Consider the following 13,322-nt stretch of genomic DNA (forward strand, 5'->3'; position numbering starts at 1 on the left):
TTCCTACCAATCCATGCGCAGGAGGAAACCTATGCCTAAAAATGTGACGCAAAAATTAATTGCAAGCCACCTGGTAGAAGGCGACATGATGGCCGGGCAGGAAATTGCCCTGAAAATCGACCAGACCCTGACGCAGGATGCAACCGGCACAATGGTCATGCTGGAGCTTGAGGCTATGGAGCTCGACCGCGTCAAGACCGAAGTATCGGTCCAGTATGTCGATCACAATCTGCTGGAGACGGACTTCAAGAATGCCGACGATCACCTGTTTCTGCAAAGCGCCTGCCGCAGATTCGGCCTCTGGTTCAGCCGGCCCGGCAACGGCGTGAGCCACCCCGTCCATATGGAGCGTTTCGGCAAGCCCGGCAAGACGCTGCTGGGTTCGGACAGCCATACCTGTGCCGCCGGTTCCTTAGGCATGCTCGCGATCGGGGCCGGCGGCCTCGAAGTCGCCTTGACGATGGCCGGCGAACCGTTTCATGTAAAAATGCCGAAGATCGTCGGCGTCAAGCTGACCGGCCAACTGCCGGACTGGGTCAGCGCCAAGGATGTCATCCTGGAACTGCTGCGCCGTCTCGACGTATCGGGCGGCATAGGCAAGATCATGGAATATTACGGGCCAGGCCTGGATCAACTCAGCGCGATGGACAGGCACGTGATTGCCAACATGGGCGCCGAACTCGGCGCGACAACCAGCGTATTTCCATCGGATCAGGCCGTGAGAGTCTTTCTGGAATCGCAGGCGCGCGGCGAAGACTGGACCGAACTGCTTGCCGACGAGGGTGCGGGCTACGACGAGCATATCGAAGTCAACCTCTCGGAACTCGTACCCTTGATCGCCTGCCCCAGCAGTCCCGGCAATGTCGTGCCGGTCAGCGAAGTCGCCGGCAGAAAGGTCTACCAGTGCATGATCGGTTCATCGGCGAACCCGGGACTTCGGGATTTCGCGATCGCGGCGATGATCCTGAAGGATCATCCGGCACATGAAGATGTATCGCTCGATGTCAATCCGACCTCGCGGCAGATCCTCGAAAACATGACCCGCCTGAGCTATCTCGGCACCTTGATCCATCAAGGCGCGCGCATCCATCAGGCTGGCTGCGACGGCTGCATCGGCATGGGCCAGGCGCCGGCCACCCACCGTATCAGTCTGAGGACCGTGCCGCGCAACTTTCCGGGACGCTCCGGCACGAAGGAAGATCTGGTTTATCTTTGCAGCCCCGAAACGGCCGCCGCCTCAGCCATCACCGGCGTCATCACCGATCCGCGCACATTGCCCATGCCTTATCCGAAATTTGAGGAGCCGAAAACCTATGTCCTCAATACCGAAGCCCTTGCGCCGCCGCCTGAGGACGGCTCAAAGGAGGTGCTGGTGAAGGGGCCGAACATTGCCTCGCTGCCGCCGCTGGAACCGTTGCCGCAAAGCCTGGCAGGGCCGGTGTTGATGAAGGTGGGCGACAATATATCGACCGATGAGATCATGCCGGCCGGTGCGAAAGTGCTGCCGTTCCGCAGCAATATTCCTGCAATCAGCAAATTCACTTTCTCCCAGATCGACGAGTCGTACTACGACCGGGCCATGCCGTATCAGCGGACCGGCTCCGTGATTGTCGGCGGCATCAACTACGGCCAGGGATCAAGCCGCGAGCATGCGGCGCTGGCCCCGCGCTATCTGGGCGTCAAGGCCGTCATCGCCAAAAGCTTTGCCCGCATTCACTGGCAGAACCTCTGCAATTTCGGTATCCTGCCGCTGGCCTTTATCGACGAGCAGGATTACGATGCAATCGATCCGAACGACAGCCTTGATCTGCCAAACGCCAGGGAAGAAATTCAAAAAGGCGATACGGTCACAGTCATCAACAAAACCCGGAACAAAACCTTTCTGGCCCGGCACACGATGACGCCACGGCAGGTCCGGATGGTTTTAGCGGGCAGTGTGATTAATTTATATAAAACCGGCAGCTCTCGATAAATTCAGAGACCCAAAGGCCACCGGCATGACAACGAAGACAGCCGACAGACAGGCTGTCCGATTGAACAGATAACTTTTCAGGTTTATGAATGATTTTCTAAACAGACCCTACTCCCGGGACATCATTCCCGGCATTCTTTTAGTCAGCCTCCTTGTGCTGAGCTATATGGTGCTGCGTGAATTCCTGCTGTCGCTGATCTGGGCTTTCATTATCGCCTATGTCACCTGGCCGGCTTACCGATGGCTGCGCCGCCAGATGAAAGGCAGGAAAACGCTCAGCGCGCTGGTCATGACATTGATCATCTCCATGATCATCTTTCTGTCCATTTTCTGGCTGGTCGCTTTGCTGCAGGAAGAGCTGACACTGGCCTATCAAACCTTAAGCGCCAACTTTTCTCAAGGCAACCTCCAGTTACCGGATGCCATCAAGCATATACCGGGGCTGGGCGATTATCTGCAAGACGGCATAACGCGCTTGAGTACAGACCGGGCCGGCGTGGCGAAACAATTTGCCAATACGGCGCAACACTGGCTGGGCGATGTGACTAAGTTTCTGGGCAGTATCGGCAACAACCTGGTAAAACTGGCCATCATTCTGGTCACGGTGTTTTTCTGCTTTCGCGATGGCGAAGAAGCCGTCAGACAGCTGCATCAAGGGCTTATCCGTTTTCTGGGCAAGCACCAGCATGTTTATCTGCAGGCTGCCGGGCATACAACCAATGCGGTCGTTTTCGGCATGGTGCTTGCAGCATTGGCGCAAGGTACTCTGGCCGGCCTTGGCTTTTCCGTGGCCGGCGTGCAGGCGCCGGTATTGTTTGGCGCGCTTACAGCCTTGTTTGCCTTGATACCTATGGGTGCGCCGCTGATATGGCTGCCTATCGCCATCGGACTCATTTTCATGAATAAGGTATTGGCCGGCATAGGGCTGATAGCCTGGGGAGTTCTGGTGGTCAGTACGGTAGACAACGTGATTCGTCCGCTGGCAATCAGCGGCGCGAGCCGGGTGCCTTTCCTCGTGGTAATGTTCGGCGTTTTCGGAGGCCTGACGGCTTTTGGCGTGATAGGTATTTTTTTGGGACCGGTCATACTGGCAGTACTGCGCGCTGTCTGGCATGAATGGCTTGACCAGCAGAGAGAGGAAGAATCCCTGCTGGTAGGCGATATAGCCATCAAGCCCCCTTTGACTGGACAGGATGAGAATATTGATTGAAGGTGCAGGACAATTACGCACCTGTGACGCAAGGCGAAGCGATAGGTTAACCTTCGGAGTATCGCCGGCCAGGAGACCGAAAATGCACACAAAGGTTATGTCATGCAGAAACATATGAAAAGTAATCAGCCTGATATACGGCAAACCGGTCTGCACCCGGATTTTTGGTATCCATTAGCCCGCAGCGCTTCGCTGAAAAAAGGCAAGATGCTATCTGTCTCATTTGCCGGAGAGGTCATCGTTCTGGCCAGGAAAAAGGACGGGGATGTTTTCGCTTTGGAAGACCGCTGTGCTCACCGCCAGATTCCGCTCAGCATGGGTGTTGTGGAAGGCAATCGTTTGAAGTGCGGCTATCATGCCTGGGAATACGAAGATACCGGACGGGTGGCAAAGATTCCTTATCTGGGCAAGGATAGCCCCGCGCCTCCACGATGCATCAGGAATTATCCATGCAAGGAAGCTTATGACCATATTTTCGTCTATACCGGCGATCCGAAAAAATTGGAACACATATCTTTCCCCGAATTGCCGGTTTGGCACCGCACCGACTTTAAGACCATGTATTTCGAAAGAGAAGTAGGCTGTCACTATTCATTCATGCATGAAAACCTGATGGATATGAATCATCAATTCCTGCACCGGAGATTGCTGGGCGGCCTGAAACCCACATTGATCGAATACTGCAAAGGAAAAAGCTGGATTGAGGCGCGCTATAAATTTGAGAGCGGCGGAAAAAGAAGGATTGGCGCCGATTTTCTGATGGATGGCTCGAAAAAAGGCACAGACAGCGACGATGAAGATATCATGACCATCCGTACCGATTATCCCTATCAATCCTTGACGCTGCAGCGCAGCGGTGATGAGGAGCCGGCACTGCATTTATGGTCCGTCTACATTCCCGTCACTCTCGACCAGCGTATACACAAAAGCTTCGGCATGCTGATGATAAAAAAACCGCCGATTCCCGGGTTGATCTATTTGTTCTGGCCTTTCATGCGCTGGTTTACCGAGCGGGTGTTCAGCGAGGATAGAATGGCGGTCATGGCTGAACAACAGGCCTACGACCGGCAGGGAGGCGATTGGAATAACGAGGTTTTTCCATTGATCCTGGACCTGCGCAGTGTATTAATCCGCAACGGTATTCCTCTGGATAAAACGGATTAGGTTGGTAAAACGCCCTATTCAATACTCGATGGACTTACTCAAGCCTGTAGGGGCTACTTTAGTCGGCCATTCAGATAAAAGGCGACTACCAACAGTAGGCGCTCTAGGCGAAGTCGCCCTCACAGATTTTAAAACCGCTTGTTTCGATGGTTGAACAGGCAAACAGCGTAAATCATTGACACTTTAATATCGATTAAATCACTTTCGAAAACTGCTGCTGTTTTTGCGCCAGATAGCGGTCGAATACCATGCAGATATTGCGGATCAATAACCGTCCTGCCGGCAGCACATGGATATTCTGTTCCGACACGGTCAGCAAGCCGTCGGCCTGCATCGGCGCCAGGGCTTTCAGTTCGTCGGCGAAGTAATCGTGAAAATCAATGGCGAATGCTTTCTCTATAGCCGCAAAATTCAGGTCGAAGTGGCAGATCAATTGCGTGATGACAGCGCGGCGCAGTTTGTCGTCATCGTTCAGCTCGACGCCCTTGAAAACCGGCAGCCTGCCTTGCTCGATCAATTGGTCATATTCGGCCAATTCTTTGACATTCTGAATATAGGCATCCCCTACCCGGCCGATCGAAGTAATGCCCAAGCCCACCAGATCACAGTCCGAGTGCGTCGAATAGCCCTGGAAATTCCGGTACAGCTTGCCTTCGCGCTGCGCGATGGCGAGTTCGTCGTCGGGCCTGGCGAAATGGTCCATGCCGATGTAGACATAGCCCGCCTCCGTAAGTCGTCGTCCGACCATCTGCAGAATATCGAGCTTAACGTCAGGCGACGGCAGATCCGCATCGTTGATCTGGCGCTGCGTTTTAAAGCGCGCCGGCATATGCGCATAATTGAAAATGGAAAACCGGTCAGGCACAACGGCCAGAAGTTTGTCCAGCGTTCTGGCAAACGTTGCAACTGTCTGCAATGGCAGACCGTAAATCAGATCGATATTGGTCGAACGAAAACCTTCAGCCCTGGCGGCTGCCAGAACCGCGAAGGTTTGCTCTTCGCTTTGCAGGCGATTAACGGCCTTTTGCACGGCCGGATCAAAGTCCTGAACGCCCAGACTGATGCGGTTAAATCCCAGTTCGCGCAACTGGTGAATGGTCCGGCCGTCAGTCTCGCGCGGGTCGATTTCAATCGAGTATTCGCCCTGATCGTCGTTCCTTAACGAGAAATGCGCGCGCGTCACCTGCATCAGCTTTTGCATTTGCTCATAGCTCAAGAAGGTCGGCGTGCCGCCGCCCCAATGCAATTGGTTGACGATCCGGCTGCGGTCGAACAAGTCGCCCTGCATGGCGATTTCTTTATAGAGATTCTCTAAATACGGCTGGGCATGGCTGCGGTTTTTGGTAATGATCTTATTGCAGGCGCAGTAAAAACAGACCGTATCGCAAAACGGAATATGGAAATACAGCGACAAGGGGCCGCCGGCCGCGTTGGACTTGGCGATATGCTCGCGGTATTCCTGATCGCCGAAGCCTTCGTGCAGTTCCAGAGCGGTCGGGTAAGAGGTATAACGCGGACCGGCCTTGTCATAACGGTTAATCAGGTCCAGATCGAATTTAATAGATTGATCCATTATTTCACTTCGCTATCAATCACTATGATGTTGCGGGTATGATCGGCCTGAGCGACGGAATCGATCACGCCGATCAGGTCGCCGGACTGCTGCGTCGCATTGCCGGACTTCGAAATGCGCGCGATCAGTTTAACCGGATCGAAACGCGACAATTTCATTTCCGGCATCATGGCCATGCTGTCATTCAGATTCACGGTCAACGGCAGATCGGAAACCTGCTTGCGGACAATCGCCAAAGGCATTTTCGGGCCTGACAGCGCCTGGGCATAGATGAAAACAGTTTGCTCGGGGCTGATCTTTGACTTAAGCTCGGGCGCCAGACTCACCTCCACATCGATGCCTGGCGAAGCGGCTTCAGTGGGCTGCTCCTCGGGCCTCCGGTTCTCGACATTGGCCATCAGCGTCTGAATTTCCTGCCGCGCTTCCGAATCGGGCGGCAACAACGCTTCCAGCTTGCGCCACAATTGAACCGCCCCCGCCGCATCGCCCGCTTCGGCCTTGGCCATGCCGCCCAGCCACAGGCCGGTCATGTTATTCGGTTCCAGCGCCAATGCCTTAAACACCAGTTCGGCCGGCTTGCCTGAGAGCCGGCCGTCATTGGCCATGGCTAGGGCATCGGCATAAGACAGCAGCACCTCAGCCTGATCGCCCAGCAAGCGGTAGGCTTGCGCAAAAGCATCGGCGGCCTCTGGATATTGCTGCAGATATTTGTACGACCGGCCTAACATGAGCCAGCCCTGCGCATCATTGGGATTACTCTTCATGCGGGCAGCCAGACCTGCCACCATGCGGTTGATATCTTCGGGGCCGGGCATTGCTGAATTATCGCTAGTCTGATTCAATGAAGCATAGCTGCCAAGTCCCGCATACAGTGTCAGCGCCGCCAGCGGCACCAGCAAAACCAGCACGAAGACCATCCATCGCCCTTTCGTACCGGATGCTTTCGCCTGAGTTGGTATATCGAGATCATCGCTGAGCGCGACTTCCAGCTCGGCGCGCTGCTCTTCGTATTGCGCCTGGGTTAACGTCCCTGTCTGCAATTGCTCCTGAAGCTCAACCAGTCGCTGCCGGGCAATGACAATATTACGCTGGTCCTGGTCGGCAGCCGCAATTTCGCGAGAACGCCATATCGGCGGCAGGACAATCAATAAAGCGGCCAGAATCAACAGGCCGACCAGCATCCAAAATATCGTAGTCAAGATTTGTCCCCTTTTTCCAGCAAGCTGTGTATTTTTTTCCGCTTCTCGGCGCTGATCTCGACCGTTGCCGGCGTCTTGTTGCGCCGCACAAATACCAATACGGCAATCAGGCCGATAGCCAGAAAGGCGACCGGGCCAATCCACAGCACGCCGGTTTTGGCTTTGAAAGGCGGATTATATAAAACGAAATCGCCATAGCGCTGGGTCATGAAATCGGCGACATCCTGCTTGGTCTTGCCTTGCTGGAGCATTTCATAGACCTGCCGGCGCAGGTCCTTGGCCAGATCGGCGTTGGAGTCGGCAATGGTCTGGTTCTGGCAAACCAGACAGCGTAATTCCGATATCAGATCATCATAGGCCTGCTGCTGCTCGGCATTAGCAAATTCCCGGTATTCGACGCCGGCGCCGGCAAAAACGGACAAGGTCAACAGCAAGACCAGCGTTAAAATCTTCATGAGTTCTCGGCCTGTAATTTAGCGATTAAAGGGAGAAAGATAGCCTGAACGTCCTGCGATGTCACAGGCCCCGTATGCTTGTACCGGATCACGCCTTTTTTGTCGATGACGAACGTTTCCGGTACGCCGTAAACACCCCAGTCTATGCCGATACGGCCATCCTGATCCATGATGCTGACGTCGTAGGGATTGCCCAATCGGGTCAGCCAGTTTTTCGCCGCGTCCGGCTCATCCTTGTAGTTCAAGCCGACAATAACGGCCGCTTTCTGCTGAGCCAATTGATTCAAGATGGGATGTTCGGACCGGCATGACACGCACCAAGAAGCCCAGACATTGAACAGCCAGACTTTTCCTTTCATATCGGTCTGGCTTAGTGTTTCGGAAGGCGCGCCGAGTTTGGGCGCCGAAAACGCCGGCGCCGGCTTATCGATCAGCGGCGAAGGAATATCGCGCGGATTCAGGTTCAAACCGACGGCCAGGAAAACGGCCATGACGATAAAGATGACTAACGGGATAATATATTTAAGCATATCTCATCAATAAGGTTGTGGCGCAAAAGGTTCTTACCTTGCCTCTTTTATCTTGTACCGGTAGCGCCTGTCGAAAGCCGCGCACAAGCCGCCCGCCGCCATGAATACAGCGCCCAGCCAGATCCAGCGGATGAAGGATTTGTAGTAAATGCGAAGGCTCCAGGCGCCCTCGTTGCCCAGCGGCTCGCCTATGGCTACGAACAGATCCCGGAACAGGCCGGCATCGATCGCCGCCTCGGTCATCGGCATGGTCTGCACGCGATAAACACGCTTCTGCGGCTCTAACTTAGCAACCTGAGCACCTTTGTGGCTGACCGTGACGAATGCCTGCTCGGCGCGGTAATTAGGCCCTTCGGACTGCCGCACGCCATGGAACTCAAACAGATAACCCGACATATCCAGTGTCTCGCCGGGCGCCATGCGCACGTCTCGCTCGATGCTGTAAACGGTCGTGAAGGTAATGCCGACCACAAACACTGCGATACCCAGATGCGCCAGGGTCATGCCGTAAAAACCGGCCGGCACGCTCCGCAGTCGCTGCCATGAAAAGCCCCGTGCGCCGACCGCCCGGTCCATAAAGGCCAGAATCGAAATAGCCGCGGTCCATAACGCCAGCGTCACGCCCAGCACCGCCGCCCAGGAATAAAAAGGCATGACGAGAGGGATCAGCAGACCGCCTGCCGCACAGATCAGGATCGCCCAGCGCACGCGCAAGGCGACCGTCTTGATGTCGTCCCGCTTCCAGCGAAGCAGCACGCCCAAACCTACGGCAATCGACAGCGGCGCCATCAAGGGTATGAATACGGCATTGAAATAAGGCGGGCCGACCGAAATCTTGCCTAGCCCCAACGCATCGATAATCAATGGATACAAGGTGCCGAGCAGGATGCTGGCTGCCGTCACAACGAGCAGGACGTTGTTCAGTAAAATCACGGACTCTTTCGACACCAGTTCAAAAGTCGCACTGCTTTTGACGTAAGGTGCCCGGACCGCATACAGCAGCAGCGAGCCGCCGACGACAACGGCCAGGAATACCAGAATGAACAAGCCTCTGGCCGGATCGCTGGCAAACGCGTGCACCGACGTCAAAACACCAGAGCGCACCAGGAACGTACCGAGCAGACTCAAAGAAAACGCGAAAATGGCCAGCAATACCGTCCAGGTTTTGAAAACGCCGCGTTTTTCGGTTGCCGCCAAGGAATGGATCAATGCGGTTCCGACCAGCCAGGGCATGAATGAGGCATTCTCCACCGGGTCCCAGAACCACCAGCCGCCCCAGCCCAGCTCGTAATATGCCCACCAGCTGCCCAAGGCGATGCCCAGCGTCAGGAACATCCAGGCAATATTGGTCCAGGGTCTTGACCAGCGCGCCCAGGCGGCATCCAGCCGGCCTTCCAGCAGCGCCGCAATAGCGAAAGCAAACGCGACAGAGAAGCCGACATAGCCCATATACAGCATAGGCGGATGTATGGCCAGGCCGGGGTCCTGCAACAATGGGTTCAAGTCACGCCCTTCGACGGGCACTGGAAACAGGCGCTCGAAAGGATTGGAGGTCAGCAGCAGGAACAGAATGAAACCGACGGCGACCAGCCCCATGACGCCCAGCACTCTGGCAACGGTCGTCTCGGGAATGTTGCGGCTGAACAGCGCCACCAGCGCCGTCCAGCATGACAGTACCAGCGCCCAGAGCAATAAAGAGCCCTCATGCGCGCCCCAGACGCCTGAAATCAGATACAGGAAAGGTAAGGCCGTGTTCGAATTGGTCGCCACATAGGCGATCGAGAAGTCATGCGTCAAAAAGCCGTAAGTCAGACAGCCGTAAGCGATGATCATGAATAAAACCAGCGCATAAGCCGCAGGCCTCGCCACGGCAATCCAGCCAGCAATGGCGCGCGATGCGCCGATAATCGGCAATGTGCCTAAAATGGCCGCCATGCACAACGCCAGAATCAGTGAGAAATGCCCGAGTTCCGCAATCATTGTTTTTGTCCTGTCGCCTGATTCATGCCGGTCTTCAAACTGCCGGCCACTTCCGGCGGCATATAGTTTTCATCGTGCTTGGCCAGGACTTCCTCGGCGACAAAAACGCCCTGTTCATTGAGCCGGCCATGCGCTACGATGCCCTGCCCCTCTCTGAACAAATCCGGCAGAATGCCGGTATATTCGACCGTCACGTCTTTGCTGAAATCAGTCAGCTTGAAGCGCACCGTCATCCCGTCGCCGGGCCGCTCAACGCTGCCTTTGACGACCATACCGCCCAAACGGAACAGAGCATCCTTAGGCGCCTTGCCTTCGATCACATCGGTTGTCGAAAAGAAATACATCAGATTTTCATTGAATGACTTCAACGCAAAACCGGCGGCAAAACCGGTGCCGATCAGCATCAAGGCTATCAGTATCAAGCGTTGTTTTCTGGCTGGTTTCATAGCGTACCTTGTCGTTTCTGCTTTAAAGCCTGCTGACGTAAAAATTGTTTACGCCGCACGATGGGAATGACGATATTGGCCAGCAATACAATGAAAGTGACCGCGTAAGAAGTCCACACATAAAAGGCGTAACCGCCCATTGCAAAAAATTCCTGCCAATTCATCATTCAGCTCCCAATGATGCCATAGATTTGACCCATTGCGCGTTGCGTTCGCGTGAAAGCAGTTCGACGCGGGCGCGCTGCAGCATGGCGATCAGATAATAAAATTTAAAAGCCACCGCCATCAACAACAGCGGTATCAGCATGCTGACATGAATGGAAGGCTTATCCATTTTGGTCACGGTCGGACCTTGATGCAAGGTGTTCCACCATTCAACGGAATAATGGATGATCGGGATATTGACTACGCCAACCAGCGCCAGAATCGCCACGGCCTTCGATGCCGTGCGCTTGTCATCTATCGCACCGTAAAGGCCGATGACGCCGAGATACAAAAACAGCAGAATCAATTCGGACGTCAAACGTGCATCCCAGACCCACCAGGTTCCCCACATCGGCTTGCCCCACAGCGAACCGGTCACTAACGCGATAAACGTAAAACCGGCGCCGACCGGCGCGCTGCTGACGGCGACGATCTCGGCCAGTTTAATACGCCAGACCAGTCCTATGCCGCCGGCAATGGCCATGACGACGTAGATAAACAATGACATCCAGGCGCTGGGCACATGGATATAGATAATGCGGTAGCTGTCGCCCTGCTGATAGTCCGGCGGAGCCAGATAAAGTCCGCCGTACAGGCCTGCCGCCAGCAGCAGCAGAAAAATTACCGCCAGCCACGGCATCAGGCGCTCCGTAAAAGCATAAAAATGCGGCGGCGAAGCCATGCGATGGAAGAATCTAACAACCGGATCCGGAATCAAAAACATAATGAACAGATAAAAAGCGAAAAGTTAAAGACAAAAAGTGGAAGACCCCTGAATTACTTTAGCAGCCTTACAAACCCGTTTTTTTATGCCTTGCAATTAAGACGGCATCCAAACTTCGTTCAATCATATACTCAGGCAATCTATTAAAATCAAAGCCAATGCCGTCTTTGATCATCCGATCAATACCAGACAATTGACCTGCTTCGGAAATATCATTGAAGAATAATGTGTAAATAAGGTAATCGGTAAAAACGCTCTATTCTTTAATTTGTAACTGATGTTATGCAAAGGCGGTTTCATCCCGTTTGCCGCGCCAAGCGCCGCAGCTTTTAGCGGCGGTAGACTGGGTTGCTAAACCCAGCATTTCGTCCGCCCACGCCGGGTTTCCGCTAAAGCTCCAACCCAGCCTACACAGGCTGTTAAAAGCAAGTAACTCGCCCTCGGGCGCGGTAAATCCGATTAACACAACCGTCGCGTTAGCGACACTTTGTTAAACCGATCTGAATTCAACTTACTGTGTAACATCAGTTTGTAATATTCTTCGCCCATTCTACGAAATATTATCAGCTAATACTCATTTTTAATGCCGCAGCTACAGGTAGTGGCGCCAGCACCAATGCCATCAATAAAATCGCTATCAAAATACTGATTTGCGCGTCCACAGGCAAGCCGCTGCCCGCCATCTCTACCGCATTGCCGGCAAAAATCAGTACCGGCACGTACAGCGGCAGAACCAGCAAAGACAGAATCATGCCGCCCCGGCGCAGGCCTATCGTTAGCGCGACGCCGATGGCACCTATTAAACTCAATACCGGCGTTCCCAGCAGCAACGTCAGCAACAAAACGCTTAACGCCGAACCAGGCATACCCAGGAAAACAGCCAGCAGCGGCGCCACCAGCAGTAACGGCAAACCTGTCACCAGCCAATGGGCAATTATTTTGCCCAGAACCAAAACAGAGGTCGGATGCGGACTCAACAAAATCTGCTCCAGAGAACCATCGTCAAAATCCGAGCGAAACAGGCTATCCAGCGAAAGCATGGCGGCCAGCAGCGCCGAAACCCAGATAATTCCGGGGGCAATGGCTTGTAATAACTTCGGCTGCGCGCCTATTCCCAACGGAAACAGCGTGATTACCAGGATGAAAAACAGCAGCGGATTAACCATTTCCGAGCGCCGGCGCAATGCCAGGACCAGATCGCGCCGGATAATGGCGAAAAATGCACGTGATAAAGACATCAGGACAAATTAATACGTTGCACGTCAACATCATGCAAATCGATGTCATGATGTGAAGTCAGGATGATCATGCCACCTTTGACCGCATGTTCGATCATTAAAGTTTCAATAAGAGCAATCCCCTGTTTATCCAATGAGGTAAAAGGCTCATCAAGAATCCACAATTGATTGTCCGTGATCAGCAAACGGGCCAATGACAATCTTCTTTTTTGTCCAGCCGACAAGGTCTGCACGAGTGCATCATCGAATCCGGCCAGATGGACTTTATCTAAAGCTGCCTCAATCGTATAGCGTCCAGGCTTGCTTAATGCCAATGCCATTTTTAAATTTTCAAGTACGGTCAGTTCTTTTTTAATGCCGTCCAGATGGCCGACATAAGCCATCTGCGCATAAAACTGACTGTCGTTTACGGCTTCACCGCACCAGCGCACCTGCCCCGCATCCGGCTCGCGAAACCCGCATAGAATGCGCAGCAACGACGTTTTACCGCTGCCGTTTTTACCTTCCAGCAATAAAACTTGGCCCGAGTATAGCGCGAAATTAAGCCCGGCAAACAGGACTTTGTCATCGCGTATGCAGCTTAAATCACTGCCTTGCAAAAATAATTGTTGCTTTGTCGCTATCATG

Annotated in this window: 13 protein-coding genes; 3 read left to right on the top strand and 10 right to left on the bottom strand. The window is 54.0% G+C overall.

What is annotated here, in order from left to right:
• Positions 1–31 precede the first annotated feature (31 nt).
• The 3 genes from V2P20_RS14025 (at position 32) to V2P20_RS14035 (ending at position 4,346) form a co-directional block, all read left to right on the top strand.
• Entirely contained in the window at positions 32–1,972 is a 1,941-nt protein-coding gene (locus V2P20_RS14025; RefSeq protein WP_331819348.1) for an aconitate hydratase, read from the top strand.
• A gap of 85 nt (positions 1,973–2,057) precedes the next feature.
• Positions 2,058–3,182, top strand: coding sequence for an AI-2E family transporter (locus V2P20_RS14030; RefSeq protein WP_331819350.1), 1,125 nt, complete (start codon positions 2,058–2,060; stop codon positions 3,180–3,182).
• 114 nt (positions 3,183–3,296) lie between these two features.
• Positions 3,297–4,346 carry a Rieske 2Fe-2S domain-containing protein gene (locus V2P20_RS14035; protein ID WP_331819352.1) on the top strand — a complete coding sequence of 350 codons (1,050 nt, stop codon included), beginning with the start codon at positions 3,297–3,299 and terminating at the stop codon, positions 4,344–4,346.
• A gap of 193 nt (positions 4,347–4,539) precedes the next feature.
• Here the strand turns inward: V2P20_RS14035 and hemN are convergent, their stop codons facing one another.
• The 10 genes from hemN to ccmA form a co-directional block, all read right to left on the bottom strand.
• On the bottom strand, positions 4,540–5,919 hold the full coding sequence (hemN, locus tag V2P20_RS14040) for an oxygen-independent coproporphyrinogen III oxidase (RefSeq protein ID WP_331819354.1): 1,380 nt from the start codon (positions 5,917–5,919) through the stop codon (positions 4,540–4,542).
• Positions 5,919–7,118, bottom strand: a complete 1,200-nt coding sequence (ccmI, locus tag V2P20_RS14045; RefSeq protein WP_331819356.1) for a c-type cytochrome biogenesis protein CcmI — start codon at positions 7,116–7,118, stop codon at positions 5,919–5,921. Before ccmI ends, hemN begins: the two co-directional genes overlap by 1 nt.
• A complete protein-coding gene (locus V2P20_RS14050; protein WP_331819358.1) occupies positions 7,115–7,573 on the bottom strand; it encodes a cytochrome c-type biogenesis protein in 459 nt (152 codons plus the stop codon). The genes ccmI and V2P20_RS14050 overlap by 4 nt, the downstream gene beginning before the upstream one ends.
• Positions 7,570–8,103, bottom strand: coding sequence for a DsbE family thiol:disulfide interchange protein (locus V2P20_RS14055; RefSeq protein ID WP_331819360.1), 534 nt, complete (start codon positions 8,101–8,103; stop codon positions 7,570–7,572). Before V2P20_RS14055 ends, V2P20_RS14050 begins: the two co-directional genes overlap by 4 nt.
• A gap of 33 nt (positions 8,104–8,136) precedes the next feature.
• Positions 8,137–10,083 carry a heme lyase CcmF/NrfE family subunit gene (locus tag V2P20_RS14060; protein ID WP_331819362.1) on the bottom strand — a complete coding sequence of 649 codons (1,947 nt, stop codon included), beginning with the start codon at positions 10,081–10,083 and terminating at the stop codon, positions 8,137–8,139.
• Positions 10,080–10,529 carry a cytochrome c maturation protein CcmE gene (ccmE, locus tag V2P20_RS14065; protein WP_331819364.1) on the bottom strand — a complete coding sequence of 150 codons (450 nt, stop codon included), beginning with the start codon at positions 10,527–10,529 and terminating at the stop codon, positions 10,080–10,082. Before ccmE ends, V2P20_RS14060 begins: the two co-directional genes overlap by 4 nt.
• Entirely contained in the window at positions 10,526–10,693 is a 168-nt protein-coding gene (gene ccmD, locus V2P20_RS14070; RefSeq protein WP_331819423.1) for a heme exporter protein CcmD, read from the bottom strand. The genes ccmE and ccmD overlap by 4 nt, the downstream gene beginning before the upstream one ends.
• Positions 10,693–11,457, bottom strand: a complete 765-nt coding sequence (locus V2P20_RS14075; RefSeq protein WP_331819366.1) for a heme ABC transporter permease — start codon at positions 11,455–11,457, stop codon at positions 10,693–10,695. The genes ccmD and V2P20_RS14075 overlap by 1 nt, the downstream gene beginning before the upstream one ends.
• Positions 11,458–12,020: 563 nt before the next feature.
• The gene (gene ccmB, locus V2P20_RS14080; RefSeq protein ID WP_331819368.1) at positions 12,021–12,695 is read right to left on the bottom strand and encodes a heme exporter protein CcmB; all 675 of its coding nucleotides are present in this window, start codon (positions 12,693–12,695) and stop codon (positions 12,021–12,023) included.
• Complete coding sequence (gene ccmA, locus V2P20_RS14085; protein ID WP_331819370.1) at positions 12,695–13,321, bottom strand: cytochrome c biogenesis heme-transporting ATPase CcmA; 627 nt, start codon at positions 13,319–13,321, stop codon at positions 12,695–12,697. Before ccmA ends, ccmB begins: the two co-directional genes overlap by 1 nt.
• Position 13,322: the final 1 nt, after the last annotated feature.

This window comes from Methylobacter sp. Wu1, from assembly GCF_036553575.1.
Lineage (GTDB): Bacteria > Pseudomonadota > Gammaproteobacteria > Methylococcales > Methylomonadaceae > Methylobacter.

Bases quoted from the DNA above. Each gene is read 5' to 3' on its own strand.
- V2P20_RS14025 (WP_331819348.1), top strand. From the start codon at position 32: ATGCCTAAAAATGTGACGCAAAAATTAATTGCAAGCCACCTGGTAGAA.
- V2P20_RS14030 (WP_331819350.1), top strand. From the start codon at position 2,058: ATGAATGATTTTCTAAACAGACCCTACTCCCGGGACATCATTCCCGGC.
- V2P20_RS14035 (WP_331819352.1), top strand. From the start codon at position 3,297: ATGAAAAGTAATCAGCCTGATATACGGCAAACCGGTCTGCACCCGGAT.
- hemN (WP_331819354.1), bottom strand. From the start codon at position 5,919: ATGGATCAATCTATTAAATTCGATCTGGACCTGATTAACCGTTATGAC.
- V2P20_RS14050 (WP_331819358.1), bottom strand. From the start codon at position 7,573: ATGAAGATTTTAACGCTGGTCTTGCTGTTGACCTTGTCCGTTTTTGCC.
- V2P20_RS14055 (WP_331819360.1), bottom strand. From the start codon at position 8,103: ATGCTTAAATATATTATCCCGTTAGTCATCTTTATCGTCATGGCCGTT.
- V2P20_RS14060 (WP_331819362.1), bottom strand. From the start codon at position 10,083: ATGATTGCGGAACTCGGGCATTTCTCACTGATTCTGGCGTTGTGCATG.
- ccmE (WP_331819364.1), bottom strand. From the start codon at position 10,529: ATGAAACCAGCCAGAAAACAACGCTTGATACTGATAGCCTTGATGCTG.
- ccmD (WP_331819423.1), bottom strand. From the start codon at position 10,693: ATGAATTGGCAGGAATTTTTTGCAATGGGCGGTTACGCCTTTTATGTG.
- V2P20_RS14075 (WP_331819366.1), bottom strand. From the start codon at position 11,457: ATGTTTTTGATTCCGGATCCGGTTGTTAGATTCTTCCATCGCATGGCT.
- ccmB (WP_331819368.1), bottom strand. From the start codon at position 12,695: ATGTCTTTATCACGTGCATTTTTCGCCATTATCCGGCGCGATCTGGTC.
- ccmA (WP_331819370.1), bottom strand. From the start codon at position 13,321: ATGATAGCGACAAAGCAACAATTATTTTTGCAAGGCAGTGATTTAAGC.